At 52.3% G+C, this 26465-nt stretch carries 23 protein-coding genes; 13 read left to right on the forward strand and 10 right to left on the reverse strand.

The features are described 5' to 3' along the window. Nucleotides 1-3 precede the first annotated feature (3 nt). Nucleotides 4-972, forward strand: a complete 969-nt coding sequence (locus NST69_RS12715) for a sugar phosphate isomerase/epimerase (protein WP_036729128.1) — start codon at nt 4-6, stop codon at nt 970-972. A 3-nt stretch (nt 973-975) separates the two neighbouring features. Continuing rightward, nucleotides 976-1947, forward strand: coding sequence for an aminoglycoside phosphotransferase family protein (locus NST69_RS12720; RefSeq protein WP_209873295.1), 972 nt, complete (start codon nt 976-978; stop codon nt 1945-1947). Between the two features lie 82 nt (nt 1948-2029). Here NST69_RS12720 and fabV read toward each other — a convergent pair whose 3' ends face one another. Next, entirely contained in the window at nt 2030-3223 is a 1194-nt protein-coding gene (gene fabV, locus NST69_RS12725; protein ID WP_342549475.1) for an enoyl-ACP reductase FabV, read from the reverse strand. Nucleotides 3224-3300: 77 nt separating this feature from the next. On the opposite strand from fabV, the gene NST69_RS12730 reads away from it, so the two are divergent. The 3 genes from NST69_RS12730 (at nt 3301) to NST69_RS12740 (ending at nt 6704) form a co-directional block, all read left to right on the forward strand. Further along, nucleotides 3301-3903, forward strand: a complete 603-nt coding sequence (locus NST69_RS12730; RefSeq protein WP_051478321.1) for an HXXEE domain-containing protein — start codon at nt 3301-3303, stop codon at nt 3901-3903. 126 nt (nt 3904-4029) lie between these two features. Next, entirely contained in the window at nt 4030-5100 is a 1071-nt protein-coding gene (locus NST69_RS12735) for an ABC transporter ATP-binding protein (RefSeq protein ID WP_036729120.1), read from the forward strand. A gap of 170 nt (nt 5101-5270) precedes the next feature. Continuing rightward, a complete protein-coding gene (locus tag NST69_RS12740) occupies nt 5271-6704 on the forward strand; it encodes a glycoside hydrolase family 43 protein (RefSeq protein ID WP_342549476.1) in 1434 nt (477 codons plus the stop codon). Between the two features lie 116 nt (nt 6705-6820). Here NST69_RS12740 and fabF read toward each other — a convergent pair whose 3' ends face one another. After that, on the reverse strand, nt 6821-8059 hold the full coding sequence (gene fabF / locus NST69_RS12745; protein WP_342549477.1) for a beta-ketoacyl-ACP synthase II: 1239 nt from the start codon (nt 8057-8059) through the stop codon (nt 6821-6823). A gap of 132 nt (nt 8060-8191) precedes the next feature. On the opposite strand from fabF, the gene NST69_RS12750 reads away from it, so the two are divergent. Both NST69_RS12750 and NST69_RS12755 read left to right on the forward strand, forming a co-directional pair. Beyond that, nucleotides 8192-9034 carry a helix-turn-helix transcriptional regulator gene (locus NST69_RS12750; RefSeq protein WP_340953360.1) on the forward strand — a complete coding sequence of 281 codons (843 nt, stop codon included), beginning with the start codon at nt 8192-8194 and terminating at the stop codon, nt 9032-9034. A 124-nt stretch (nt 9035-9158) separates the two neighbouring features. Further along, complete coding sequence (locus tag NST69_RS12755; protein ID WP_342549479.1) at nt 9159-10268, forward strand: citrate synthase/methylcitrate synthase; 1110 nt, start codon at nt 9159-9161, stop codon at nt 10266-10268. Nucleotides 10269-10451: 183 nt separating this feature from the next. On the opposite strand, the gene NST69_RS12760 is transcribed toward NST69_RS12755, so the two are convergent. Beyond that, nucleotides 10452-10934: a hypothetical protein gene (locus tag NST69_RS12760; protein ID WP_339256221.1), complete on the reverse strand. Its 483-nt coding sequence runs from the start codon at nt 10932-10934 to the stop codon at nt 10452-10454. A gap of 231 nt (nt 10935-11165) precedes the next feature. After that, nucleotides 11166-11453, reverse strand: coding sequence for a hypothetical protein (locus NST69_RS12765; protein ID WP_036694360.1), 288 nt, complete (start codon nt 11451-11453; stop codon nt 11166-11168). Between the two features lie 183 nt (nt 11454-11636). On the opposite strand from NST69_RS12765, the gene NST69_RS12770 reads away from it, so the two are divergent. Then, a complete protein-coding gene (locus NST69_RS12770; protein ID WP_342549481.1) occupies nt 11637-12404 on the forward strand; it encodes an exodeoxyribonuclease III in 768 nt (255 codons plus the stop codon). Between the two features lie 98 nt (nt 12405-12502). On the opposite strand, the gene NST69_RS12775 is transcribed toward NST69_RS12770, so the two are convergent. Then, complete coding sequence (locus NST69_RS12775) at nt 12503-14026, reverse strand: amidase family protein (protein WP_342549482.1); 1524 nt, start codon at nt 14024-14026, stop codon at nt 12503-12505. A 15-nt stretch (nt 14027-14041) separates the two neighbouring features. Next, nucleotides 14042-15187, reverse strand: a complete 1146-nt coding sequence (locus tag NST69_RS12780; RefSeq protein ID WP_342549483.1) for a VanZ family protein — start codon at nt 15185-15187, stop codon at nt 14042-14044. A 132-nt stretch (nt 15188-15319) separates the two neighbouring features. Between NST69_RS12780 and NST69_RS12785 the strand changes: the two genes are divergently transcribed. The 4 genes from NST69_RS12785 to NST69_RS12800 all read left to right on the forward strand — a co-directional run bounded on the left by NST69_RS12785 (nt 15320) and on the right by NST69_RS12800 (nt 19252). Then, nucleotides 15320-15667, forward strand: a complete 348-nt coding sequence (locus NST69_RS12785; RefSeq protein ID WP_342549484.1) for a hypothetical protein — start codon at nt 15320-15322, stop codon at nt 15665-15667. A gap of 134 nt (nt 15668-15801) precedes the next feature. After that, a complete protein-coding gene (locus tag NST69_RS12790) occupies nt 15802-17034 on the forward strand; it encodes an aminopeptidase (RefSeq protein ID WP_036729096.1) in 1233 nt (410 codons plus the stop codon). Between the two features lie 558 nt (nt 17035-17592). Continuing rightward, a complete protein-coding gene (locus NST69_RS12795; protein WP_342549485.1) occupies nt 17593-18129 on the forward strand; it encodes a sigma-70 family RNA polymerase sigma factor in 537 nt (178 codons plus the stop codon). Continuing rightward, the gene (locus NST69_RS12800) at nt 18119-19252 is read left to right on the forward strand and encodes a DUF4179 domain-containing protein (protein WP_342549486.1); all 1134 of its coding nucleotides are present in this window, start codon (nt 18119-18121) and stop codon (nt 19250-19252) included. The genes NST69_RS12795 and NST69_RS12800 overlap by 11 nt, the downstream gene beginning before the upstream one ends. Before the next feature lie 793 nt (nt 19253-20045). Here the strand turns inward: NST69_RS12800 and NST69_RS12805 are convergent. Both NST69_RS12805 and NST69_RS12810 read right to left on the reverse strand, forming a co-directional pair. Then, complete coding sequence (locus NST69_RS12805) at nt 20046-21347, reverse strand: DUF5050 domain-containing protein (RefSeq protein WP_342549487.1); 1302 nt, start codon at nt 21345-21347, stop codon at nt 20046-20048. Between the two features lie 161 nt (nt 21348-21508). Continuing rightward, complete coding sequence (locus tag NST69_RS12810) at nt 21509-22357, reverse strand: ornithine carbamoyltransferase (RefSeq protein ID WP_342549488.1); 849 nt, start codon at nt 22355-22357, stop codon at nt 21509-21511. Between the two features lie 229 nt (nt 22358-22586). Here NST69_RS12810 and NST69_RS12815 point away from each other — a divergent pair, with 229 nt between their 5' ends. After that, nucleotides 22587-23510: a helix-turn-helix transcriptional regulator gene (locus NST69_RS12815; protein ID WP_342549489.1), complete on the forward strand. Its 924-nt coding sequence runs from the start codon at nt 22587-22589 to the stop codon at nt 23508-23510. Nucleotides 23511-23599: 89 nt separating this feature from the next. Here NST69_RS12815 and NST69_RS12820 read toward each other — a convergent pair whose 3' ends face one another. Then, nucleotides 23600-24739 carry a toxic anion resistance protein gene (locus NST69_RS12820; protein WP_342549490.1) on the reverse strand — a complete coding sequence of 380 codons (1140 nt, stop codon included), beginning with the start codon at nt 24737-24739 and terminating at the stop codon, nt 23600-23602. A gap of 26 nt (nt 24740-24765) precedes the next feature. Beyond that, complete coding sequence (locus NST69_RS12825; protein ID WP_036729085.1) at nt 24766-26451, reverse strand: VWA domain-containing protein; 1686 nt, start codon at nt 26449-26451, stop codon at nt 24766-24768. Nucleotides 26452-26465: the final 14 nt, after the last annotated feature.

Raw genomic sequence — 26465 nt, forward strand, 5'->3', positions numbered from 1 at the left:
CAAATGAAACTTGGAGTATTTATGGTGTTGTTCGGCGGCCGCAAGCTGGAGGATGCACTGGATTATGTGGTCTCCAAAGGACTGAAAGCCGTTGAGATCGGTACCGGAGGGTACCCTGGAAACAGCCACTGCAATCCCAAAGAGCTGCTGGAGAATGAAGCGGCCCTTCAGGAATTCAAGCACGCGATTGAATCCCGTGGCTTGATCATCAGCGCGCTAAGCTGCCACGGCAACCCGCTGCACCCGCAGAAGGAGCTGGCAGACAAGGATCACGAAGTATTTGTAGACACCGTGAAGCTTGCACAGAAGCTGGGCGTCAAGGTTGTGAATACCTTCTCCGGCTGTCCGGGCGATCATGAAGGCGCGAAATATCCGAACTGGCCGGTTGCCCCATGGCCGAATGATTACCAGGAGATTCTGGCCTGGCAGTGGGAGAACAAGGTCATTCCTTATTGGACAGAGCAGGCGGCCTTCGCCACTGCACATGATGTGAAGATTGGTCTTGAGCTGCACGGAGGCTTCTCGGTACACACTCCGGCTACCCTGCTGAGATTAAGAGAAGCTGCCGGGGATGCCATAGGGGCGAACCTTGACCCGAGCCATATGTGGTGGCAGGGAATTGATCCGGTACAGGCCATTCATATTCTCGGCCGTGAAGGTGCAATCCATCACTTCCACGCGAAAGATACCGTTATTGATCCGGTGAACGTCAACAAGCATGGCCTGACGGACATGCAGTCCTATACGAATATGCTGGACCGCGCCTGGCAGTTCCGTTCCGTAGGCTACGGACACGATGTCAAGGTCTGGGCAGATATGATGAGCGCACTGCGTCTGGTAGGCTACGACTTTGTAGTCAGCATTGAGCATGAAGACGGCCTGATGTCCATTGAAGAAGGCTTCTCCAAAGCGGTTGACAATCTCAAGCAGGTGCTGATCGAAGAGCCGCTGTCTGAGATGTGGTGGGTCTAACCGGTGGAGAGCTTCACTAAAGTCCAATTGAACGACTGGCAGCTTAGTCTCTTGACTGCCGCAGCCTTTGGGACAGATGTGCAGATCGCCAGCAGCAGGGAGTTGACTGCCGGATTCTTCAATACGGCTTATGACCTGGAGCTTAGCGACGGCCGCTCCGTCATTCTTAAGGTGGCTCCGGACCCGGAGACAGAGACTCTTAGCTACGAGAAGGATATCATGCGTGCTGAGGTGGAGGCTCTCCGGCTGGTACGTGCTGCTGGCGGTGTGCCTGTGCCGGAAGTGTACAGCTATGACGACAGTCTGCAGCTGGTTCCGTGTCCGTATTTTTTCATGGAGAAGATTGAAGGGCAGCCGTATAACGAGGTGAAGGAGAGTCTCACTGAGGAACAGCGGTATTCCATTGAATACGAGCTGGGTCAGTATCAGCGGAGAATCAATGCGATTGAAGGGCCGGCCTTCGGGCTGTTCGGCAAAGAGTCTGACGGGAGCGGGCTCACCTGGAGGGAGACCTTCCGGTCTATGCTGCTGAACCTGCTTCAGGATGCGGTCAGACTGGGTGCACGATTGCCCGCAGAACAGCAGGAAATAGAACAGGTGCTGGAGCTGTATCTGCCTGCTCTGGATGAAGTGACGCAGCCGCGCCTGGTGCACTGGGATCTGTGGAACGGCAACATCTTTGTAAGGGATGGGGTAATCGTATCCATCATTGACTGGGAGCGGGCGATGTGGGGCGATGTGCTGCTGGAGTATTATTTCCGGCATTTCGAGAGCTCGGCAGCGTTCTATGAAGGGTATGGGTCGGCTTTTGCCAGCCGGAATGAAGGGCTGCGTAAGCAGCTATATGACCTGTATCTGGACCTTATCATGCTTATAGAATGTTATTCGCGCCAGTACAAGGATGAGAATCATGTGAACTGGGCGCATGACAATCTCGCTGAGTCCTGGAAGCGGTTCTCGGCTCTGGTACTATAGGATACACAAGAGGCCGGATCTCTTCTGAGATTCCGGCCTCTTGAGATTGTGTACAACAGACCAGATGAATGTCAGTCAGCAATCAGTAGCTGCTGTTCCGGATGGCAACAACCGGGCTGATGTCAGCTTCATAGTCAACGCCACCGGATTCGAAGCCGAACAGCTGGAAGAACTCGCGTCTGTAACCGGCCAGATCGGAATATTCGTAGACGTTCTCCGTGCTTAGCATGGGCCAGATCCGGTCCACTTCCGTCTGCACAGCATGGCTCATCTCATGGTCATCTATTCGGATGCGCCCTTGCACATCTACCGGAGTCCCTTCAGGGTTGTACAGGAAACCGGTATACAGCCGGTAGGCTTGCTCAATACAGCCTTCGTGCACTCCCTGTTCCTTCATGACCTTGTAGAGTACTGAAATGTATAGCGGGACTACAGGAATCGCCGAGCTGGATTGGGTCACCAGACCCTTACTGACTGCCACATAGGCGCGGCCGCCAGTTCGTGATAATTCTGCATTCAGCTGTAAGGCTGTAGCTTCCAGATGGTCTTTAGCCCGGCCGATGGTGCCTTCGCGGTAGACAGCCTGTGTAAGCTCTGGACCTACATAGGAAAAGGCGAGAGTGACCGCATCTGCTGCCAGAACCCCGGAATCCCGGAGCGCTTCAATCCATAGCTGCCAGTCTTCTCCGCCCATCACATGAACAGTAGCATCGATTTCAGCTTCGGTGGCCGGTTCAATCTGTACGGTGCTTAGTTCTCCGGTATGGAAATTAACGGTTGTATTGGTATAAGGGCTGCCGATGGGCTTCAACACAGATTGATAAACTTCTCCGGTCTGCGGGTCTGTTCTGCGCGCCGAGGCTACACTGTAGATGACCAGATCAACCTGTCCAAGCTCACTGCGGATCAACTTGATGGTCCGTTCTTTTGTCTCAGCGGTAAAAGCGTCCCCGCACACGCTATAAGAGCGCAGGCCCGCCGTGTGGGCCATCTCCTCAAACGCTGCGGAATTATACCAGCCTGCGGAAGCGGTCCGTGTCTCGCTGGCTGTACTCGGTCTATAGACACCTACAGTGGCTGCTCCAGCACCGAAGGCTGCTGCAATTCTAGCGCCAAGCCCATAACCAGTTGAAGCGCCGATAACGAGCACATTGCGGGGACCTGTAAACCTTTTTTGATTCAGTACATAGGTCACTTGCTCCTGTACCTGCTGCGCACAGCCTGCCGGATGGGCAGTCGTGCAGATGAACCCGCGGGTTCTTGGTTTTATGATCATTTTAGTGTTACCTCGCTTTCCTGGGTGGTCCTAGGATATAATTTACTTTATCGAGTGTTATCCCCGCAAGCAGGACAGTGACAGCAGAGAACATACCGGATGACAACTTTCACGGCAAAGGGACGGATGTTATGATGTTGAACTGGCTTCAAATACATATGGACGTAATAAGCTTGCTGTGGCTGCTGCCTGTAGTCTTTATGTTTCATGATTTTGAAGAGATTCTTACAGTGGAGTCTTGGGGGAACAAACATGGACCGGCTGTTACCGCATCGCTTTCCCCCTCCTTGCGGAAGCGTATGGCACCTATGATGGGCATGACTACGAGGAATTTTGCCATGGATGTGCTCTTCGTGTATATTCTGATAGTAGGGGTAACCTTTGTTGCGGTATTTTTAGAGTTCTACTGGCTCTACTTAGCTGTCCTCGCTGCGCTGCTGCTGCATGTCTTCACACATTTGGCACAAAGTATGGTTCTGAAGCTGTATACCCCAGGTGTTGTGACAGCATTGCTTGTGATATTTCCGTATTCCTTGTATGCTTTTTACCGTCTGCTTCATGAGGGTGTTGTCAGTGAAGCTGACATAGGGTGGTCGCTGCTGCTCATGTTGATTCTAACACCGCCGCTTGTATGGGGATTGATGAAGAAGCGGACAAGGCATAAGCATAGCGAAGAATGATGATTTTTTACGGTGACGTTTTCAGAAAAATCTTGACGTAAGCCCCTAAAGGTAGATAAAATAATAGTATTGCGTGTTTTTTGGAATCACTATCATAACTTGAAAAGAAACAGAGAGGGTGACAGGATGGAGCGCCTTTTAGAGGTAAAAGACCTGGCTATATCATTCAGAACACGCGGAGGAGAAGTTCAAGCAATCCGTGGTGTCAGCTTTCATGTAAATAAAGGGGAGACACTGGCGATTGTTGGCGAATCCGGTTCCGGTAAGAGCGTAACCTCGCAAGCCGTCATGAAGCTGGTTCCTCAGCCTGCGGGCGAATATAAGCGTGGACAGATTCTGTTCGATGGACAAGATCTGATCGGCAAGAGTGAGAAGCAGATGCAAAAAATCCGCGGCAAAGAAATCGGAATGATCTTCCAAGATCCGATGACTTCACTCAACCCGATGATGAAGGTTGGCCGGCAGATTACGGAAGTGTTGTTCAAGCATGAGAATATCACGAAGGAAGCTGCCTACAAACGTGGCGTTGAATTGCTTAATCTGGTAGGTATTCCGTCACCGGAACGCCGTTTCCAGCAGTATCCGCATGAATTCAGCGGCGGGATGCGCCAACGTGTTGTAATCGCTATGGCACTGGCTGCTAACCCTAAGCTCCTGATTGCCGATGAGCCGACAACCGCGCTTGACGTAACGATTCAGGCACAGATCCTCGATCTGATGAAGGACCTGCAAAAGAAGATTGATACAGCGATCATTTTCATCACCCATGACCTTGGGGTTGTGGCAAGAATGGCTGACCGTGTAGCTGTAATGTATGCCGGACAGATCGTTGAAATGGGTACTGCAGAAGAGATCTTCTACGATCCAAGACATCCGTACACTTGGGGCCTGCTGGCTTCCATGCCAAGTCTGGAGAGCAAGGGCTCGATGCTTACAGCTATCCCGGGCACACCTCCCGACTTGATCAAGCCGCCTAAGGGAGATGCTTTCGCTCTGCGCAGCACGTATGCAATGGCGATTGACATGGAGAAGGAACCGCCAATGTACAAGGTATCGGACTCCCATCTTGTGAAGTCCTGGCTGATGCATCCGATGGCACCAGCGGTGGAGCCGCCGGATGTCGTGAAGAAGCAGCGCCGCGTGTTGAGCAATGCCTATCCAGAGCCGGTACTTGTCGGCAACAGCAGCGAATACTAAGTTTGATTAGATCAGCGTCAGGCCATAATCGGCCTGGCGTTTTTTTGTTATATGGGGGGATTATACTTCATATAAACATAAAACAAAACTAACTAATATAAATAAAAGTGTTGACTTAATCTCATTTGCCCAGCAAAATGTAAGGGTATACATAGGGAGGTTATGATGAGATGAGAAAAAGATCCTTAACGGCGTTGATATCCTTATCCCTACTGTCAGCATGCAGTGGAGGGAATCCGGAGGGGCTGCCGGAGTTCGGGAATGTATCTGTACACGATCCCTCTGTGATTAAGGTGGAGGATACGTATTACGTGTTCGGTTCGCATCTGGCCTCGGCCAAATCCAAGGACCTGATGTCGTGGACGCAGATTTCTTCCGGCGTGACGGATGATAACGTGCTGATACCGAATGTAACGGAGGAGCTTAGCGAGACGCTTAGCTGGGCCCAGTCGGATACGCTGTGGGCACCGGATGTCATTCAGTTGGCAGACGGCAAGTTCTACATGTATTACGATGCCTGCAAGGGGGATTTCCCGCTGTCGGCGCTAGGTATTGCCGTAGCCGATGAGATTGAAGGTCCTTACAAGAATAAAGGCATTATTCTGAAGTCGGGAATGTCCGGCATCGGGGATGATGGAGAGGTGTACGATGCCACGGAGAAGCCGAATGTGGTGGACCCTGATGTGTTTTTTGATAAAGACGGCAAGCTGTGGATGGTCTACGGCTCCTACTCGGGCGGGATCTTCATCCTGGAGCTGGACCCGGCTACGGGCTTCCCGCTGGAGGGCCAGGGCTACGGCAAGAAGCTGCTCGGAGGGAATCATTCGCGGATTGAAGGGCCGTATATGCTATACAGCCCGGAGACCGATTATTACTATCTGTTCCTCTCCTACGGAGGGCTTGGTGCGAATGGCGGCTATAATATCCGTGTAGCGCGTTCCAAGCATCCGGCTGGCCCGTTCGAGGACTCGGAAGGTAAGGCTATGCTGGATGCGCAGGGGACGCCTGGAGTGCTGTTCGATGATCCGGCCTACGCACCTTACGGCGTGAAGCTGATGGGGAATTATGAATTTGTGAATACAGCTGAAGAAGCCGCCGGATCAGGTACAGGCTATGTCTCCCCTGGACATAATTCGGCGTACTACGACGAGACAAGCGGGCAGTATTATCTGATCTTCCATACCCGGTTCCCGGGTCTTGGGGAGCAGCATGAGGTTCGGGTTCATCAGATGTTCATGAATGAAGCAGGCTGGCCTGTTGTCGCACCACACCGTTACGGAGGAGAGAAGATCGGCAAGTACACTGCCAAGGATGTGACGGGTGCTTACATGCTGGTGAACCACGGCAAGGAGATTACGGCTGAGCTGGCGGAGTCGCAGTTGGTGGAGCTGAACACAGACGGCACGATAAGCGGAGAAGTAACAGGTACATGGGCCTTGAGCAAGGATCATGTGGCGAAGCTGACGATAGAGGGTGCGGAGTATAGCGGGGTGTTCCTGCGGGAATGGAATGAAGCGGCCGCAAGCGAGGTAATGACCTTCACGGCACTTTCAGCAGAAGGCGTTGCAGTCTGGGGCAGCCATGTGTCACCGGAGAAAAAGTAACCTGATCCCGTGAACAGTCAAGTCACAGCCGGCATCCTGGCCTTAACCATTACAAACAGCGGACCTCCCTTAGAAAGGGAGATCCGCTGTTTGCTGTACATAGGAATTAGCTGCGATTATGCTTCATACTTGCGCAGAACGATTACAGCGTTGTGGCCGCCGAAGCCAAAGGAATTGGAGATCCCGATCTTCAGCTCCGCTTGGCGGGCTACGTTAGGGACATAATCCAGGTCGCAGTACTCATCCGGCTGCTCCAGATTAATCGTCGGCGGGATGAGCCCTTCCTGCAGGCTTTTGAGCAGGGCAATAGCTTCCAGACCGCCGGCTGCGCCGAGGGCATGTCCGGTCATCGATTTGTTCGCCGTGACGGGAATCCGGTAGGCCTGCTCTCCGAACAGCTTCTTGATCGCCAGGGTCTCCGAACGGTCTCCGACGATTGTGCTGGTCGCGTGCGCGCTGATGACATCTACTTCCCCAGGAGTAATTCCGGCCTCGCTGAGTGCCAGCTTCATTGCCTGATAGGCTCCTATCCCCTCAGGATGGGTGGCTACCATATGATAAGCGTCCGAGCTGGCGCCATATCCGGTAACCTCGCCATAGATGACGGCATCTCTGCGCAGGGCATGGGAGAGGGATTCGAGGATCACAATAGCTCCGCCCTCCGCAATGACAAATCCGTCCCTGTTCCGGTCAAAAGGCCGGCTGGCCCCCTGCGGCTCCCCGTTCCGGGTAGACAAAGCGGTCGCATTCCCGAAGCTGGCCAGGGCAATCTCGGTCACCGCCGCTTCCGCCCCTCCGGCGATGATTACATCGGCCCCGCCGTAACGGATCAGGCGGAAGGCTTCGCCAATGGCCGTATTCCCGATGGAACAGGCAGTCACCGGCGAGAGTGTAGGCCCCTGCGCCCCCAGCTTGATGCTGATCATGGCTGCCGCCATATTGGAGATCAGCATCGGGATCAGGGTAGGGCTTACCCGCTCCGGCCCCCGGGAACGCAGCAGTTCGCCCTGGTCCATCAATGTCTGGATACCGCCTACGCCGGAGCCTACATAGACGCCCAGCCGTTCCCGGTCCAGCTCCTCCAGCCGGAGACCGGAATGCGTCCAGGCTTCCTCTGCGGCAGCAAGCGCGAACTGGCTGAACCGGTCTATTCGCCGGGCTTCCTTGCGCCCGAATCTGGCATCCGGGTCGAAGGCCTGTACCGAGCCGGCAATCTTGGTTTTGAAGTGAGTGGTATCAAAAGAATCAATCGGCGTAATCCCCGATTCTCCTGCCGTAAGGCGGCTCCAGAACTGGTCCACGGTATTGCCAAGCGGGGAGATGATACCCATTCCTGTAATCACGACACGTTCCATCTGCTATTCCTCCTGTTAATCTGAATAAGCTTATTTTTTCATGTTGCTTATCCTATTACAAGTTGTAGTTTATACTAGTATAATTACTACTACAATAACAGACAGACGAACTGTAAGGCAGGAGGAAGCATGATGTCCAATCAGAACAGGCTTCAAGCATTATCAGAATTCCTGAAAGCAAGACGCGCGGCCATCACCCCGGCAGCGGCGGGCCTCCCGGAGGGCACCCGCAGGCGGACGCCCGGGCTCCGGCGCGAGGAAGTGGCGCAGCTCTCGGGAGTAAGCAGCACCTGGTATACCTGGCTGGAGCAAGGGCGGGATATTAAAGTGTCTCCATCCGTTCTTGATTGTATTGCTGCAGCACTTCAACTGACGAAGGATGAGCGGAGTTACTTGTTCGCTCTGGCGCTGGAGAACGGGCAGGGAGTCACGGACTATACCCAAGAGGAGCCTTCGGTGATTCATCCGTCTCTGCAGAAGATATTGCAGGAGCTGAAGACCTGCCCGACAATCATCTCGGACCGGCACTGCGGCATTGTGGGCTGGAATGAGGCAGCGGCACATGTGTTTCTTGATTTCGCCAAGTTGGCTCCGCAGCAGCGCAATATGATCTCACTGCTGTTCGAGCGCAAGGAGTTCAGGCGGCTGGCTGTGAATTGGGAGCAGTTCGTCCGGGGATACCTATCGATCTTCCGCGCCTACTACGGGCAATACCTGGAGGACCGCTGGTACGATGAATTCATTGCGGAGATGAAGGAGCGGCATCCTGAATTCAATCATTTATGGGAAGAGAGCCGGGTCAGCTCCGCGCCGGATGTTGTACTGGAATTCCGGCATGCCAAAGCCGGCAAAATGCTGTTCCATCTAACCTCCCTACAAGTACAAGGTGCAGCGGATCTGCGCTGTAGCATCTACACGCCAGCCGGTGACTCTGGTACAGAAGCCAAGCTGAAGCAGCTCATGGAACCTAAGTAATACAGGTGATAGAATTTTCTTATTGATTCATAAAAAACTATAAATATGCAATATAGATTTTGCAGTTTATACTCCTAATATGATGAATTTCTTCCTGCGGGACCGGAAAAGGGGTAAAGATATAATGGCTAAAGTAACGGGATTAGAAGGCGTAGTTGCCGGAGAGACAGCAATTGGATTGGTAGATGGGGAGAAAGGGTATCTGGTGTACCGCGGGTATTGGGCGAAGGAGCTTGCGGTGAGCAAAAGCTATGAGGAAGTTGCTTATTTGCTCTGGAACGGACATCTGCCTGATGCGGAGGAGCTGGCGCAGCTCAAGGTGCAGATGGCAGCGGAGAGAGCGATTCCTGAATATCTCTGCAAGATGCTTGATCTGTATCCGGCGTCTGTACCGCTGATGCTGGTATTACAAAGTGCAGTGGCTGCGCTTGGGGATGAGGAGAACGCTACCTGGCCGCCCACACTGAAGCAAGCCGTGCGGCTGACGGCAATGCTACCGGCGATCATAGCTTACCGGTACCGCAGGCTTCAGGGCTTGCCGCCGCTGAAATCGCTTCCTGAGCTTGGCCATGCCGCGAATTATCTGTATCTGCTCACAGGCAAGCTGCCTGAAGAGGCTCATGTAAAGGCGCTTAGCGCCTATATGATCCTGTGCATGGAGCATGGCATGAATGCCTCTACCTTCGCCGGGCGGGTGGTGCTGTCCACGGAATCGGATATGTGCGCGGCCGTAGCCGGATCGATCGGGGCCATGAAGGGTCCGCTGCATGGCGGCGCGCCGTATGAAGTGATATCGATGCTGGAGGAGATCGGGACGAAGGAACGCGCGGAGCCTTGGCTGAGAGAGAAGCTTGAGGCCGGGGAGAAGCTGATGGGCTTCGGGCACCGGATCTACAAGACCAAGGACCCGCGGGCGGAAGCCCTGCAGATTGCGACCCTTACGATGGTCGGCAAGGATGCTTCCTTTGATCTTGCGCTTCATGTGGAGGCTACAGCGATAGCGCTTCTGGAGGAATATAAGCCGGGCCGCCGCCTGTTCACCAATGTCGAGTTCTATGCTGCGGCTATTCTGAAGGCGCTGGAGCTGGCGCCTGAGATCTTCACGCCTACATTCACAGCGGGAAGAATTGTCGGCTGGACGGCCCATTTGCTGGAGCAGTCAGCCCATAACCGGATTTTCCGGCCACAATCTACTTATATCGGACCTATGCCTGAATCAGAGACTGCCTTGTAAAAGCACATACCATCCGCCCAAACGGCGCACAAAACATCTCCAGTAGCCTAACAGCCGGGGCCAACCCGCAGCGAGGCGCATGGGAAATTTCCCGGAACGTAAATAATGCCCTTTACACTTCCTGCTGGGAAGGGAAAGGGCTGAAAAGTTTGCGTTCATGTTACTAGGAGGACTTGATGATACTTATTGACCGGCTGTATTTGAAGCCCAGACAGGATACCAGCCTAAACCCACGTTCTGTGTGTTGTAAAGAACTAAATTTCCGTCATCTTGAACGATTAGCAGGTCACCCACGAGGTTGACTGGTACATTCCCTTGTCCGTACCACGCTGTAGCCCATGCATTATTGTCTGACGTCCAAAATGGAGTATTATTCCAATCCATTAACTTAAGTCTGCCATTATATTGATCAATGACGAGCTGGGATATTCTAAAGTCGCTGGTATTGGTGTGCCATATCATGGTGCGTTTGTGATTATTCCATAACTGTATATCTCCTGAAGGCATAAAATTCAGGATATATTTCATGTTGTTTGATACTAGCGGGCTCGCATTCCCAATAAATCTTTCGCGAACCGTGAGACGTTCTCCAAATGCAAATGTTGCAGAAGCAATAGGGAGCTGGATCATGAGCACCGCAAATAAAAGCAAAAAAATCTTTTTCATAATAGCCTCTTTTCTGGTATATTTTATCATTTTCTCATCAACTATATCATAAATTTTATATAAATGAGAGATTAATCTAAAGATTGTAAAATATATTTCTGAATTGAGAGATTCAATCAAATAAGCGGAATGGATCGTATTTGTCCTGAAACGACAAAAAGATGGACTCCCCGGAATAGCGAGAAGTCCAAAAATAGTCAACAGAGCATGAGGGGATACTCTTACATTAGATTAGAAATCAGAGGTTGCCACTTCGATGGTGCCGAAGACTGCACCGGCAGCTGTGCTGAGAAGTCCGGCGACAAGCAGGGCATGAACAGATAGAGTGAGACTGTTAAATGCAGGGATCAGATAAGTGACCACTGGAGCGTTGACGCGGTAAATAACGAGATCCACGGGGAACCCGGAATTGTTGTTTACCGTCACAGCTGCGTTGATGCCACCTGCCAGATTTTCATAGTAAGATTTACCTACAGAAGCCGGCAGATTGAAGAATTGTTGCGGTAATAGGATAGCCATTGTAATGTCCTCCTTTTCCTTGTGATAGGATAGTATATTCGGCAAAACTATGATTGCTGTAACGTATGCCATGGGAGATTCACACATTTCAATAGGATGCCGGCAGATTCATAGACAAATAGACAACCCGAATCTATGGTACACTGGATGTAATCTAGTGACAGGTAAGGGGAAATGACAACGATGAAGCTGGTGTCCTGGAATGTGAACGGTCTGAGAGCTTGTGTGAATAAAGGGTTTAGCGAGTATTTCCGGGAGGTTGACGCAGATATCTTCTGTGTGCAGGAGACGAAGCTTCAGGAGGGGCAGATTGTTCTGGATCACGGGGAGGAATATGCTCAGTACTGGAATTATGCGCTCAAAAAAGGATATTCGGGTACGGCTGTATTCACTAGAATCAAGCCGCTATCCGTACGATATGGACTGGAGCTGGAGACGGAGGATGAGGGGCGGATTATCACCCTGGAATTCCCTGATTTCTATCTGGTGAATGTGTATACGCCGAATGCCAAGCGAGATCTGTCGAGGCTGGATTACCGGATGGAGTGGGAGGACCGGTTCCGCGCCTACTTGCTGAAGCTGGATGAGCATAAGCCGGTTGTCGTGTGCGGAGATCTGAATGTGGCGCACCAGGAGATTGACCTGAAGAATGCGAGATCGAACCGGGGGAATTCAGGCTTCACCGACGAAGAACGCGGCAAAATGACCACGCTGCTCGCAGCCGGCTTCGTGGATACCTTCAGATGGTTCTATCCTGAGCAGGAGGGTGCCTACAGCTGGTGGTCCTACATGCCCAAGGTCAGAGAGAAGAATGTGGGCTGGCGGATCGATTATTTTCTCGCTTCAGAGCGCTTGACTCCGCGTCTGGTGGACGCTGGAATTGAATGTAATGTCCTTGGCAGCGATCATTGCCCTGTGGTCCTTCATCTGGCGGATACGGTGGAAGCATAGACAGAATGTATATCTATGATATAAAAAGAGGCGGTATCCCGGAGTTCGGGATACCGCCTCTTGTGGTTGTGTCAGCGGCTGAGCGGAGGCTAACCAGGTTATTCTGACGCGCTACCTGGCTCGAGCACCGGCGGTCGCCTGTGCTTCGTGGCCTGTTCGTAACTATACGCAATCCCTAGCAGCATAGCTTCACTATGGGCTGAGGCACAGAAGGTGATGCCCTGCGGTCCCTTGGTAAGATAGCCGCCCGGCGTAACAATACCTGAGTCGGTGTAGCCGGCCGGAACTGTAATCAGCGGATAACCTGCTCTTGCTGCTAGTTCACATCCATGATCTCCGGGGAAGAGGATCACATCCAGACTGTAATGCTCCAGGGCATAATCAATTCCCTGCTTACCGGCTAATGAACGGGAAGACTGCAGCTGCTCCAGATATTGTTGCTCAGTAATGTCATCCCCGGAGGAATTCAGCCATTCCAGTTTTCCTTGGCCGTATTTCAGCGCCTGTCCGCTATGCTGCTGGTTGAAATCAAGCAGCTGCTGCAGAGAATGCACAGGAGCCGACTCCGGCAGGCTTCCCAGATAGCGGTTCAAGCCGTGCTTGAACTCATATTGTAGAATCGTAGGGTTCCATTCAGCATTCTGATTCTGATTGGGCAGCTCCACAGGGTCGATAATCTCTGCCCCCAGCTCCCGCAGGACCGCTATGGCAGATTCCATCATGTTCAGCGCTTCAGTATCCAGATCACTATAATAGAAGCGCGGAATTCCGATCCGCTTGGCTGTTAGTGCATCTACTTCCAGCCCTGCCGAATAATCCAGGGCAGCAGAGGAGGAAGAGCCGTCGTTCCCGGCCATCACATGCAGCAGGAGTGCGGCGTCTTTGACGGTTCTGGCCATGGGACCGGCGCTGTCCTGGCTGCCGATTCCCGGTATAATTCCCTTATTGCTGACCAGTCCCCAAGTAGGCTTCAGGCCGACAAGGGAGTTGTGAGCCGCCGGGCTGATGATGGAGCCGGAGGTTTCCGTTCCTACGGCCACGGTGACAAGGTTAGCGGCAACCGCTGCCGCACTTCCCGAGCTGGAGCCGCCAATGAACAGCTCCCCGGGACCGTAGGGATTAAGTACCAGCCCGCCGCGTGCGCTGTATCCGGCCCACATGGTAGGCGACATGAAATTGGCCCATTCGGTCATATTGGCTTTGCCCAGAATCACTGCCCCGGCTGCCCTTAGCCGTGTGATAAGCTCAGCGTCTTCTGCTGCTATGCAATCGGCAAGCGCCAAGGCTCCTGCACTGGTGTGCAGCTGATCTGCTGTGCCGATGTTATCTTTGACCAAGACCGGAATACCGTGCAGCGGTCCCCGGATGCCCTGATCCCTTCGTTCCTGGTCGAGCCTCGCGGCAATCGCAAGAGCCTCTGGATTCACCTCCAGTACGGAGCGGAGCAGACCGTCCAACCTCTTGATCCGTTCCAAATACCAGCCTACCAGCAGCTCGGAGGTTAAGCTCCCTTGTGCCATTTGCTCCTGAATGCTGGTGATGTCTGCTTCTATTAACCACTCTTGCTCATCTTGAGCAGGAGACTTGCGGTTGTTGTCGTTATGATTCATAAGGTTATTCATAAGGATGTTGTACCTCTATTCATTGTTTGTCGTGTTGTCCACGGTCTCGCTTTCCGCTGCCTGATGCCGCTTCGGCCAGCTGATTACATTGCGGGTTCTGCTAAGCTCCTCGTAGAGGAGCGGACGGTCACGCTTAATCAGCCGCAGCACCAGATGGATGAAGAAGGCCAAATCTGCCAAGAGGATGACTATTTTCACAAGAGCAGCCAGCGCTGTGCCGATAGAGACGAAGAAGGAGGAGTCAGGCATCAGGGAATTCATTCCGCCTAAGACGCCATAGAGTAATCCATATCGTGCCCATACCCCCCAGGGTCTGGCCGGGCCGCCGTCTTCACTTCTAAGCCGGATACGCACGACCCATTTGCCGAAGGTGCGCCCGCCTGTGAGCAGAGGAATGCTCAGGAAATAGACGATACTAACTGCCCACAACGAAATACTCAACGAGAGCAGATTGAGGAGAATGGTCACCGCGAGCAGCAGGATGGAATCCAGCAGGAAAGCAAGGGCGCGGCGGGTGTAGGTCACTCTTTTGGCGGAAAGGTCCTCTTGGCTGTCAAGCTTCTCAATCCTCGGCAGCAGGCCGGAGATCCATAGGGAGAGCTTGAATCCGATCATGCCGCCCAGCGTATTCGTGATCATGTCATCGACATCGAAGATCCGGTAGGGGTGGTCGAAGAACCCGTAAATGCCTGTAATTTGCGTAATTTCGAACAACAGCGACAGCGCAAAGGACAGAATAATGCAGACCACCCAGCGCGTGCGGAAGTAGTAGCCCAGGAACATACCGAAGGGTACGGTCAGCAGTACATTGAAGGCCGCCAGCAGAAAATCCGCTCCGGTTAGCACATTAAGGTAGCTGGAAGGGTCGCTGCGCGTAATTGGCGTATTGTGCAGAATATCCTGGATGAACTGCAGCGGCACGAACTGGAGCATGCTCCCGGCGGGGGCTGCATTATGCCTAGAATCAGGCAAGGGAAGCAGGACCAGGAAGAATGCGTTAAGCAGGTACAGCAGTAGCAAATACAGCACCAAGGCCCGGATTTTATTGATATAACCGTGCCGGCGGTATTGCACGATCAGCAGCGGCAAGGTGAAGAACAGCGCCGCAACCGGAAAAGCCATGAATGCATAGGAAATCGGAAATAGATAAGTCTGGAACATGGGTTCACCTGCTGTCAGTATTTTGTCACAACGACTTCATTATAGAATTAAACCTAAACCGTCTCAACAGAATTAATCATTCTAACCGTTCTTTCCTGCATAGACATGTTAGGAGAGGAGCGTGAGGACTATATGGAAAAGAAGGTTCAACAGTATTACAAGCTCAAGGCGAAGCAGAAGGAGCTGGAAAAGGAGCTGGCCGGACTCCGGCAGGAGATCCTTGCCCATATCAATGAAGCGGGGCAGACCGAAGCATTGTTCGGCAGCTACAAGGTAAAACTGGTCACTCAAAACCGCAAGGAATATGATGACGACAAGCTCTATCAGACCCTGTCCGACCCCGAACTGTGGCGACTGCTCTCCCGGGCAGATCCGGCCAAGGTGGCCAGCCTGACTAAGCTGAAAGTGATCGCTGAAGAGAAAATCGCCCATACGTATGATGTGAAGACCATTCAGCTGTTGCAGGTGGATAAGCAGTAGAGCAGCGTTGCCGGAAGCTTAAGCGTTACATCATGCTCAGCTTCCGGTTGTATATAGAGCATAGATAGGTGCCATCTTCCCGGTCTTCCGCTATAATTATAAAGAGACAGTGAAGATATGGAGGAAGAGAAGAAATGAAGGATTTTGAGCAGATGCTGGAGAAATACGCAGAGCTGGTAGTCAAGGTCGGTGTGAATGTGCAGCCGGGACAAGTGCTGATGGTTCACGCCCCGCTGGAGACCGCGGAGCTTACCCGGCTGATTGTAGGCAAGGCCTATGACGCCGGAGCGAAATACGTGCTTGTAGACTGGGACGATGAAGCGGTCACACGCATCCGTTACGAGAAGGCTCCTGAGGAATCGTTCGGGTATTATCCGCAGTGGCATGCCGATATGCTGGAGGGATTCGCTGAAGAAGGCGGGGCTATATTACATATAAAGGTGCCGGACCCGGAATTATTCCGCGGGATCGATTCGGCCAAGGTCTCCACTGCCGTTAAGGCGGCTGCGGTTGCGCGCAAGAAGTACCAGGCCTACACCCGCAACAGTAGAATCAGCTGGTCGTTGATCAAGGCGCCGACACGTGCCTGGGCGGACAAGGTGTTCGCCGATCTGCCGGAGGAAGAACGGATCGATGCTATGTGGGAAGCGGTGTTCCAGATGAACCGTGTGAACAGCGAGGACCCGGTGGCTGCATGGCGCAGCCATATCGGAGAGCTGAAGCAGAGCCAGGACCGTATGAACGCCAAACGCTACAAAAGCCTGCATTACCGCGCTCCGGGCACAGATCTGCGTGTCGAGCTGCCGGAAGGCCATTTGTGGCGCGGCGGCGGTGGGGAGAATGCGCGCGGCGTCTATTTTGTAGCGAATATGCCTACAGAAGAGATCTATACGATGCCCCATCGCACCGGCGTAAATGGCACGGTCAAGAGTACGCTTCCGCTGAATCTGAACGGGCGGCTCGTCGACGGAATTACTGTTACCTTCACAAACGGCAAGGTTACAGCGTATGACGCTGAATCCGGCCGCGAGCACCTGACTTCCTTGCTGGATACGGATGAGGGAGCCTCATACCTCGGAGAAGTGGCGCTGGTGCCGCATGACTCGCCGATCTCCCGGCTGAACAGAGTATTCTATAACACCGGAATTGACGAGAATGCCTCCTGTCATTTCGCACTGGGCAGCGCATATCCGGTTAATATAGAAGGGGGCACCTCCATGACAAGCGAAGAGCTGCTGTCCAGAGGTGCCAATGTCAGCCTCACGCATGTCGATTTCATGGTCGGCTCCGATGCGCTTGATATTGACGGGGAACTGGCTGACGGCACGATCGAGCCGGTGTTCCGCAAGGGGAATTGGGTGCTCTAGGTGTGTCCTATCGAGAAGTGAAGTAATCTACAGAACTAAGTCATCCTAACGGATGAATAGGATTACCTTCGCACCAGTGCAATGTATACTGTTTTCCACATACATTCGGGCCATACGCCCGCTTGCGAACACAATGTATACTGTTTTCCACATACATTCTGGGCCATACGCCCGCGCGCAGCACAATATATACTGTTTTCCACATACATTCAGGCCGAGTGCCTGCTTGGGAGCACAACGTATGCTGTTTTTCACATACATTTGGTCCAACACACCTTCTCCACAGCAGCAGGAAACTATAGTTTCCTATATAACAAGAAAGGCCGCAATATTCCCGGCAGCGGGGATTGCGGCTTTTCTGTTGAAATATAAGAATTTATAGGTTTTACGCTATAAATTATTCTTCTATTTCTCGCTGAAACGGTACCGTCCTTTAAAAGGACGGCAAAGCCGTTTCCACTTGTTCATGAGGATTATGAAATAATTGCCGCAGACTAAAACTGTTTGCACAACCTCTCCGTCTAATTCATGTAAAAGTGATGGAGAGGAGAGGGAGAGATGACGATGTCCGGGGCAGAGATGAAGCGGGTAACTGACGCTGTGCCGCTTGAAGAGACAGATTTCGTCAAAGCGGTGATGGAGCACAGCGACCAGTTATATTCTATTGCCCACAGTTATCTGGGCAACCGTAATGACGCGCTGGAAGCGTTGCAGGAGACGACTTGCCGGGCGTGGATGAAGCGAAGGACCCTTAAGGACTCAGGCGCGTTCAAATCCTGGCTGATCAGGATTCTAATCTATGTCTGCATAGACGAGCAGCGCAGAAGGAAGAAGGCGGTTCCCACAGCGGCAGAACATATGCAGGAGGCCGTCATTCATAACAGTACCGAATCTATGGAAATGCAGTGGGCGCTCTCGCAGGTGAAGGTGAAATACCGCCATGTGCTGCTGCTCAAATATTATAACGACATGACCTTGGCCGAAATCGCAGTCCTTCTGGGCAAGCCGGAGGGAACCGTCAAAACCTGGCAGCACAAAGGGCTGAAGCAGCTTAGGACCATTATGAAGAACCGGGGTGAGTGGGATGGACAGTAGTAGGGAAGAGCAGGCGATGCTGACGGATGCGGCACGTATACACAAGGAAGCCGGAGCGGACGCCGGAGGCAATGAGATTAGACAAGCTGTTATAGCCGGAATCGAGCTCGGACGCAGGAGAAGCTGGCAGGGCAGATTCACCAAAGGCTCCTTCCTCGGATTAGCCGCAGCCGCGGTTGCCGCAATCATTCTGTTCCTCATTCCGGTCATTCATGATGCGGCACCTCGTGCTGCCGGACCTGCCGGAGAAGTGAACTGGGGCGGGCTGGAAATGTTCAAGCGGCTCTATTCTTCTGATTCAGAGGCACCTACACTGGATACGGCCATCCGGCACGGCTATATTCAGGAAATTAATCAAAGCGTAGCCAGCGGGGATTACCGGATTACCCTGAATGCGGTAACGGCAGATGAGAATAAAATCATCTTTTTGTATACAGCTAATGTCGCGGAAGGACAGGAGATCTATAGTGTTAACAGTGCGAGAATCAAGAATCCGGCAACCGGCTATGATCTTGAGAACGGGGGCGGGATCGGCGCCCATGCTAAAAACAATGGACACGATGATAAGCGTATTTTTTACGGGCGCGGCGCCATCCTTCTGGACAGGAGCAAGCCGTTCCCGGAGCAGCTGGAAGCGGATTTCCAGATTGCCTCAATGGATAAAGGGAAAATGAAAGATCTGGCGAAGGGTGTCAATGTAGCCGATGTGCATTATTCCCCGAGACTCAAGATCAGCTTCAAGCTTGACCCGAAATTCAAAAAGCAGCAGACAGTCATTGTCCGGCCGGGGGAGGATTTCATGCTGGAGGGGATTCAAGTGACGCTCGAGCAGGTTGAGCTCTCTCCCTTGATGATCCGCACTGTAGTCAAAATTAAAAACGAGTCTGAGATTACATGGGAGAACAGGAAAAAGATATCTGGCGCTGTACACAGGAATGAAATTCAGTCGACAGCCAAGTACGGAACCACCGAGATATGGTCACCGACAGGTACTGGAACCTATGAGGGCTTTGAACATTATTTCGGCAGCAATCTGCTGGATAAGCCGGAATCGATGAACATGATTATGAAGACCGGAGAAGGCAAGAATACCAAGGAGATTAACTTGCCAATCCTGCCGTGAATCCTTGCATGTGGAAAAGGCTGACTGCCGGTATGCCCGGCAGGTCAGCCTTTTTGGCGGTTGGGTTAGAGTGGCCTGTAATCCCCGGTTATTAAACCTGAAGGCAAGCTTATGGCCGTCAAAAGTCTCTCCGCTCCGCTCCGAATATTGGCCCTTCGTGTAGCGGGAGACGGTCTTCCGCCAAAATTTCTGTCCGGTTATATTCTTCGCCGCCGGATTCGTGAACAGCTCCCATTCACCCCGAAATTGTTCAAACACCAGCACCGCCGCCTGTTCCGCGATTCCCGACCCTCTGAAGGGCTGCAGCAGAAAGAAGTCGTTCACGAAATAATCAACGCCCTGCGCGCAGTGAGGAGGGGTGGCGATGAGGGCAAAGCCTGCCGGCATCGCATCAGCTTGAATTAGGAAAGGGGACAGAATGCCCGGCTTGTCCCACCAAATATTCTGCACCTCATACTGATCTGCCAGCGTGCGGTATTCGTCTGTATCCTCAAAGATACCATGCCGGTTAGGAAGATGCCCCTCTACAAGTCCGTAATGTCCCGACAGATCATGCAGATAGAGCGGGTACATATTTTTGATAATGTGGGCTTCATCCGGTCCGGTTAGCTTGATTGCGATATTCATTTCCAGCCTACTTTCTGTAATTATCTATAACGCCTACTCCCACTGTATACCGGGAATGAAGTCTTTTCATAGGCAAGTCTCTGTTATAAACTGAACTTTATCTATTCGCATCTTAAAAAAGCCGAAACTTCCGATATCGGAAATTCCGGCTTATTCTCTCTCTAAATTACTTCGCGGAGACCAGTGCTAAGTAGCTAACCGGACCAGTGGAGAGCTTGATTTTGGTTTTGCCGTCATTGCTGTACCGGTACAGGCAGTCGTTATCCAGACCGTTGATATAATACAAACCGGGAATATCGTCTGTAATTACAGAGTAATCGGACTCAACGCCCGTCATTTTGGTCAAGGATGAATCGGCATTCAGGACGTAAGCATCGGCTGCGGTGAACAATACGGTGGTGAGCGTCGTTCCGTTCTTAACCGTTCTGATATCTTGAACATTCGTCAGCGGCAGCGCCTTGGAGGAGGAGATTTTGCCGTTAGCCAGCGTGCTGATGTAGGCTTTGCCTTTGGAATCTGCATAGACCAGCTTATTCGCGGCAATCTCGCTGATGCTGATCACACTGTTCTGGCTGAGCTGCAGGATCTTTCCGTTCTTATCCATCAGGAAGCCCTTGCCGGTGTTATAGTCCAGCTCATCGCCGGTGGCATCCACTTTAATGCCTTTGTTGAACAGAAAATAATGGTCGGACCAGCTACCGGCAGTGGCGGCATTGGATTCAAGCGGGTTTTTGGCATTGGCTGCTTTGGGAGCACCACCGCTTAGAGGTAGAGTGTAGAGTACCATTGAGTTCAGAGAATACTCGGTTTCGGCAGGTTTGTTGTCAATCATAAGGTTAATACTTGTAGCATAAGGATGATAAAATTTGCTCTTCTGAATCGCTCCGCTGGCAATCCACTGAATGGCTCCACTCCCGTCGCGGGACCTCGAAGCAACCCAGGTAGTGTTGTTCTTCAGCGCATTATAGTAGATCCGCCCGCCTGATACGTCGAAGGTCCGGAAATTCACATCGGCATTGTCTGCGATAAGGGTAAGCTGTGAATCATCGTCAGCGTCGGCCAAGGTGCGGTAGATGTGTCCTGTATCATCCAGGAAGTACAGATAGGGACCCTCGAACAGGTAAAAGAGGATATTCCGGTCCCCGAGGAAGCTCGTAATTAAAGCATCGGGATCACTTAGGGACAGCCGCTGAATTCCCATACCGTCATCATAGTAAAAATACAGATATTTGCCGGTTGAGTCTAATCCGTTGCCGTCATAATTCTCAGCGATTTTCTGTGTCTCACTTCCATCTGTCGTTACACGGTATAGAACATCGTCAGAGACATAGTACACATATGATTTCGCAGAAGCAGCCGCTGTTGCCGTGTGTGACTGTCTGCCTCCCCCAACTGTACCGAGTGACGCTAGTAGCAGTACAAGCAGAAGGACACCTGTTTTTCTGGATAGTAAGTGTAAAGCCTTCATAGTCATTCTCCCCTTCAGCCAATGTGGTGAACATACAAAACAAATCCTGTTCTAATAAGATATCGGAGAAACGGGCAGTTTCAAATATACAGCTTAAGCCCTAAAAGGCTTGCATGAAAGAGAAAATGAAACGTTGCGCTAGGTCTCATGGTGCGGGTGCATCAATGCGATAAACAATAGATCAGGATGGCCTGCTGAAGATAGATCAGGCTTTTCTTGAACCCGAATCCGATAAAATAAGGCGAAGCAATCACCTCTTCACTGACCTCCTCATTGCGGAAAAAGGGAGGACAGGGGTTTAGCAGCGCCCCGGGTCTTGTCTGCTTCATCCGGTCCAGTGTAATCTGATAGGCGCCGATATACTCCGGCGTCAGGAAATCCTTGGGCAATGAATCGGTAAGAATCACATCGCTCTCCGGTAACACGCTGTCCAGGCTCGTATGAAAGGTATAGCCCGGGTGATTGCCGCTGGCCATCTCATGACCTGGCGTGCATACATGATGGAAGGATAGATTCAGGGCTTGCGCCGCCTCCAGCCAAGTTCTTGATATATTGCCGGGCGGTCCAACGAAGGTGTAGGTCAGCTCCCGGTAGTTGTCCCGGAGGGTGCGCAGAGCATACAGGTCAGCCATAATCTCGCAGGGATGATTATGTGCGGTCATTGCATTAATAACGGGAACAGAGGCGTGTGCAGACAGCTCCTCCAGTTTGCAGAGATCCGGGATTCTGGCAATGATGCCATCCCCCCAGTTCTCCAGGTAACGGACGATATCGCCCGGCGCTTCTTTCTTGTCGAGCGTCTCCGGCGGAAAGGTAATGCAGGCCCCGCCCAGATCACTGATGCCTTTCTCGAAGCTAACCCTTGTACGCAGACTGGTCTCCGGGAAGAAGAGAATCATCGTCTTACCTTCGAGCAGCGGTTCTGATTTTCGGAGACGAAGCCGGTCGGTTAATTCAAAGATATCCAGAATCTGCTCTGAAGTAAGCTGGTTGATATTCAAAAAATGCATCGATGTATCCCCCGGTAGATGAGAAATCAGCAATAATTGCCGGTTGAATAAATATACAATAATCAGGAATAGTATACAACCCATTTAATGTTAAAGAGTACATTCTACCAGCAGTTGAATCAGAGGGTATGCAGCCATTCAACCAGCAATTGATAGGATTGTGCATGCTGAAATGCTATGCTGTTTTCGACAGTGTGCACTGTACATTTTATAATCTCGGAGGGATATCATGCTCGACTTACGTAGAATTGGGGCTTATATTTCGCGGCTTCGCAAAGACCAGGACTGGACCCAGCTGGAGCTTGCCGATCAACTGAATGTAAGTCATCAGGCGGTATCGAAATGGGAGCGGGGCGACTCGCTGCCGGATATTGGAACACTTCCGCAGGTTGCGGGGTTATTCGGCCTAACCGTAGATGACATTTTGAATGCAGGAGATAACGCAGACCATCGGGAGCACCCGCACATGGGTCGGATCGTAGAGGAGATTGCAGAGAACAGGCCGGGCCAGGTTACAGAGCTGGTCAATGCCGGTAAGCTGGAGATGGAAGAGCTTGTAGAGGTAGCGCCTTTTGTAAAAGCAAGTGCCCTTAATAAGGTTACAGAGGGCATAGACAGCAGCGTCCTTACGCTAGAGGTAATTATGCGGCTGGCCCCGTTCCTGGGAAGAGATACATTGGATGAACTGGTTCGTCAGGCTGAACAGAAAGAAATAGCTTGGAATGTCATTTCTGGACTTGCCCCGTTCGTCAGCAGCACCACCTTAAGCCGGCTGGTCGATCAATCAGCAGACGGTTCGAGAGAGGTGAACAATCTTGTGGGCATCGCCCCGTTTCTGGAACGGGAACAGCTGGACCTGTTGGTGCAACAAGCCAGAGGAGAGAGCCCCAGCTGGCATTCCATTCAAGGGCTGGCTCCCTTTATTAGCAGAGAGACGTTAGGCAATCTAGTTGACCGGGTGGCAGACGGTACTGTCGATGGAAATCGGCTCACAGGCCTCGCTCCTTTTCTGGACAGAGGGAAGCTTGAGAAGTTGCTTGGTGAAGTCGAAGCGGATCAGCTCAGCCCGGATTTGTTGGCAAGCCTCGCTCCTTTCCTGGATCAAGGGACGTTAAGCAGAATGGTGACAGGCTTGTTGAATAAAGGGAAGTAGACAGCAAAAGGAAAATAGACAGGCAAAAAAACAGAGCACCGGCGTAACCGCCGCCATGCTCTGTTTTGCGTTAAATATGGGCAGTGATACTACAGCCCGAGCGTATTGCCCTTTTCCAGCCGCTGAATCTGCTGTTCCCCGTTATCTGCCAGCTCCCGGAACTGGGTAATGGTCTCCCGCATCTTGGGGAGCGCCTCCTGCTTGTAGGTGCTGATCGAATCCAGGGCAGAGAGAACGTCTGTGAAGGCCTGCTTCAGCGTATCGACCGAAATACTGGTTTCAAGCGATTGCTTATGAATGGCAGTACCCTGCTCCTTAAGCATTCTGGAGGTGCCGCTGATCAGATTGTCGGTGGTCTGGTTCAGCAGCTCGATTTTTTGGAGCACGATCTTCTGGTTGTACAAAGCGCTGGCTACTGTAACCGAAATTTTGAGCGCAGATACCGTGACATTCCGTGCTCTGTCGACTCCACGGATCAGTTCCTTGTTGTTGCGGATAACAACCTCAATGGCCATAATTCCCTGTTGATTAACCACGAGCATCTGCTGCAGATCCATGACCCGCTGGCGCAGCGGGAACAGCACTTCCTCCGTGATGAACCGCACCTTATCCTCATCTTCACCGCGCTGCTTGGCAGCTTCAATCTGCTTCTCAATCTCTTCGTCCATCAGGATGCCGAGCTGAATCTCCTTCTTAAGGCGCTTGGTCAGCTCCCGCAGGGTCTGTTGTTCAATCTCCAGTGTCGTATTGTCATTCTTCAGCACGGCTTTGCCTTTATCCAGAGATAGAATAATATCAGAGATGACGGCATCGGCCTTTTGATATTTGGCGAAATAATTACGCAGGGGGTGGAAAAACTTGCCGAGGAACCCGCTTTTGGCAAAATCGACCGCGCTAGGGTCCAGATCCTTGAGCTGCTGGTGCAGCTCGGTTAATCCCTTGGCGACCTGGCCGCCTTCATCCCCGGTCTTGGACAGATTGCCCACCGATACCTGAAGCAGGGAGTTCTTCTCCGACGAGGAGCGCATGGTGCCCATCCCGAAGCTGTCAATCGACTGCAGCACGGCCTTGCGTTTCTCCAGAGACTCGAAGTCCAGCTCCAGAATGCTGGAGACATTATTGATCGCCTGCTCCTTAAGCTGGGTGACTTCCTCCGGCTCCGGCTGGACCTGCTCCTCGATGACCGATTTCAGCTTCTCGGGGCTGGGAATTTCCATGGTGAATGACATATGAACCCTCCTTCAGAATATAAAGTCTACATTTGCACGTTGAGCAGGTTTCCGATTTTGTATACTACATCCTCTGTGTCAGCGTTGATATTGGCCGCCTCGTTGATGCTGGAGATGCTCTCCAGTGCCTTGATATTGGCGTTATATCCAATGGTGTATACCGGAATCTTGTAAGTCTCGATCAGGCCCCGGATATCATCCAGGGAATGGCCTTCGTTGGTCTCCCCGTCGCTAAGCACGAAGATCAGGGGCTTCATATCCGGGTTCACCGCCAGCTCATCCTTCAGCATCTTCATCGCAACCACCAACCCGTCGAAGGTAGCCGTGCCGCCCACAGGCTGAAGGCTGTTAATCGCGCCTACGAACATGGACTGCTGATTGGTGTCATATTTGCCGATGGGCAGATTGATGGTCACATCACTGGAATAGGAGACGAAGCCGATGCTGTTGTCCTTACCGAGGAATTTCTGGCCCTTCAGCAGGGACTCCTTCAGACGGTTCAGCGGCTCACCGGCCATGCTCCCCGAGACATCGGCTACGAATACTGCCGCAATCGGCTTGCTGCCGTTCTTTTTCTCCTTCCAGAGCTTCTGGGCCGAGGAGAGAATGGAGCCGTCAACCGGTGCCAGCTCGGAGACATAGTCCGTCAGGCCGTTGAAGCCCTTGTCCGCAGCCGTCTTCTGGTACTTATCCTGCTGGACGAATTCGCCGAACTTCTTGATGATCGCCAGCTTCTCCGGCGGCAGCTGCCCGAGTGCATACAGCGGGCTGTCATGTCTTACCCCGAACGGGGTGAACACATAGCCGCTGGTCAAATCCTTCGCATTGACGAAGGTCTGATACTCAAGGACGAAGGCATCCAGCATGCCGGATTTGGCCGCTTCCCGCATTTGCAGGGTGGTGGAGGCGATGAAGGGCACGTTGGCCTGGAACTTCTCGAAGCCTTGAACCGCCTTGTCTCCCAGCAGATCCGAACTGTCGAAGGTACTCAGTGCGGTGACCAGGAAGTTCAGACCCGTTGAGCTGGCAAAAGGATCGGTGTACCCCATCGCCAGCTCATTAGCCGCAATGGCATCGGTAATTGTCTTGACGTTGATCGAGCCGTATTTGTCGACCAGCTGATCGTATTTCTGCTTGCTCATTACCACTCCGGCCACGTTGCCGGTCAGACGCTTCGTAACCAGCTCGGCCTGCACGCCGCTGGCCTTGACCATTTCGCCCCATAGCTCATTAGAGGGAGTGAAGGCGTCAGGCACATATTTGCCGGACCGGATATAATCAGCGGCTGTGCCGGAAGCGATGTTGCGGATTTTGACTGAGGCGGGTTTGCCGTCTATTGTAATACCGGCAGCGTTGAAGTCTGCGGCGACCTCATTCAGCCAGCCGTCATTGCCTGTTCCTGACTTCTCCGTGGAGGAGAAAATCTCGACGAAGCTATCCGTGGTGCTCTCAATGGAGATGGGGAACTTGGAGATATCGGGCAACGAATCGCCGATGGATGCCGGATCAAGATCGATCTGCCCTTTTACAGGCTCAGCACTGGTCACGTTGATATCCTTATAGATGCGGTTCAGTCTTTTGTCGGCGTCTTCGGCAGAGATTTCTGTCTTGGATTTGCCCAGATTGGACGTTAAGGTAATTCCGAAATAGACAAGTGCGAAGACGGATGCGGCGATAATGCCGAGTATGAACAGTGTTTTGCCTTTCCTCATAGGTTCATCTCCCT

The organism is Paenibacillus sp. FSL P2-0089 (assembly GCF_038595095.1).
Lineage (GTDB): Bacteria > Bacillota > Bacilli > Paenibacillales > Paenibacillaceae > Paenibacillus_AQ > Paenibacillus_AQ silagei.

Excerpts from the sequence above, each read along its gene's own strand:
- NST69_RS12765 (WP_036694360.1), bottom strand. The coding sequence starts at position 11,453 with ATGGCTATCCTATTACCGCAACAATTCTTCAATCTGCCGGCTTCTGTA.
- NST69_RS12805 (WP_342549487.1), bottom strand. The coding sequence starts at position 21,347 with ATGAAGGCTTTACACTTACTATCCAGAAAAACAGGTGTCCTTCTGCTT.
- NST69_RS12740 (WP_342549476.1), top strand. The coding sequence starts at position 5,271 with ATGAGAAAAAGATCCTTAACGGCGTTGATATCCTTATCCCTACTGTCA.
- NST69_RS12795 (WP_342549485.1), top strand. The coding sequence starts at position 17,593 with ATGACGATGTCCGGGGCAGAGATGAAGCGGGTAACTGACGCTGTGCCG.
- NST69_RS12775 (WP_342549482.1), bottom strand. The coding sequence starts at position 14,026 with ATGAATAACCTTATGAATCATAACGACAACAACCGCAAGTCTCCTGCT.
- NST69_RS12820 (WP_342549490.1), bottom strand. The coding sequence starts at position 24,739 with ATGTCATTCACCATGGAAATTCCCAGCCCCGAGAAGCTGAAATCGGTC.
- NST69_RS12790 (WP_036729096.1), top strand. The coding sequence starts at position 15,802 with ATGAAGGATTTTGAGCAGATGCTGGAGAAATACGCAGAGCTGGTAGTC.
- NST69_RS12715 (WP_036729128.1), top strand. The coding sequence starts at position 4 with ATGAAACTTGGAGTATTTATGGTGTTGTTCGGCGGCCGCAAGCTGGAG.
- NST69_RS12755 (WP_342549479.1), top strand. The coding sequence starts at position 9,159 with ATGGCTAAAGTAACGGGATTAGAAGGCGTAGTTGCCGGAGAGACAGCA.
- NST69_RS12800 (WP_342549486.1), top strand. The coding sequence starts at position 18,119 with ATGGACAGTAGTAGGGAAGAGCAGGCGATGCTGACGGATGCGGCACGT.
- NST69_RS12760 (WP_339256221.1), bottom strand. The coding sequence starts at position 10,934 with ATGAAAAAGATTTTTTTGCTTTTATTTGCGGTGCTCATGATCCAGCTC.
- NST69_RS12735 (WP_036729120.1), top strand. The coding sequence starts at position 4,030 with ATGGAGCGCCTTTTAGAGGTAAAAGACCTGGCTATATCATTCAGAACA.
- NST69_RS12770 (WP_342549481.1), top strand. The coding sequence starts at position 11,637 with ATGAAGCTGGTGTCCTGGAATGTGAACGGTCTGAGAGCTTGTGTGAAT.
- fabV (WP_342549475.1), bottom strand. The coding sequence starts at position 3,223 with ATGATCATAAAACCAAGAACCCGCGGGTTCATCTGCACGACTGCCCAT.
- NST69_RS12780 (WP_342549483.1), bottom strand. The coding sequence starts at position 15,187 with ATGTTCCAGACTTATCTATTTCCGATTTCCTATGCATTCATGGCTTTT.
- NST69_RS12810 (WP_342549488.1), bottom strand. The coding sequence starts at position 22,357 with ATGCATTTTTTGAATATCAACCAGCTTACTTCAGAGCAGATTCTGGAT.
- NST69_RS12785 (WP_342549484.1), top strand. The coding sequence starts at position 15,320 with ATGGAAAAGAAGGTTCAACAGTATTACAAGCTCAAGGCGAAGCAGAAG.
- NST69_RS12825 (WP_036729085.1), bottom strand. The coding sequence starts at position 26,451 with ATGAGGAAAGGCAAAACACTGTTCATACTCGGCATTATCGCCGCATCC.
- NST69_RS12815 (WP_342549489.1), top strand. The coding sequence starts at position 22,587 with ATGCTCGACTTACGTAGAATTGGGGCTTATATTTCGCGGCTTCGCAAA.
- fabF (WP_342549477.1), bottom strand. The coding sequence starts at position 8,059 with ATGGAACGTGTCGTGATTACAGGAATGGGTATCATCTCCCCGCTTGGC.
- NST69_RS12750 (WP_340953360.1), top strand. The coding sequence starts at position 8,192 with ATGTCCAATCAGAACAGGCTTCAAGCATTATCAGAATTCCTGAAAGCA.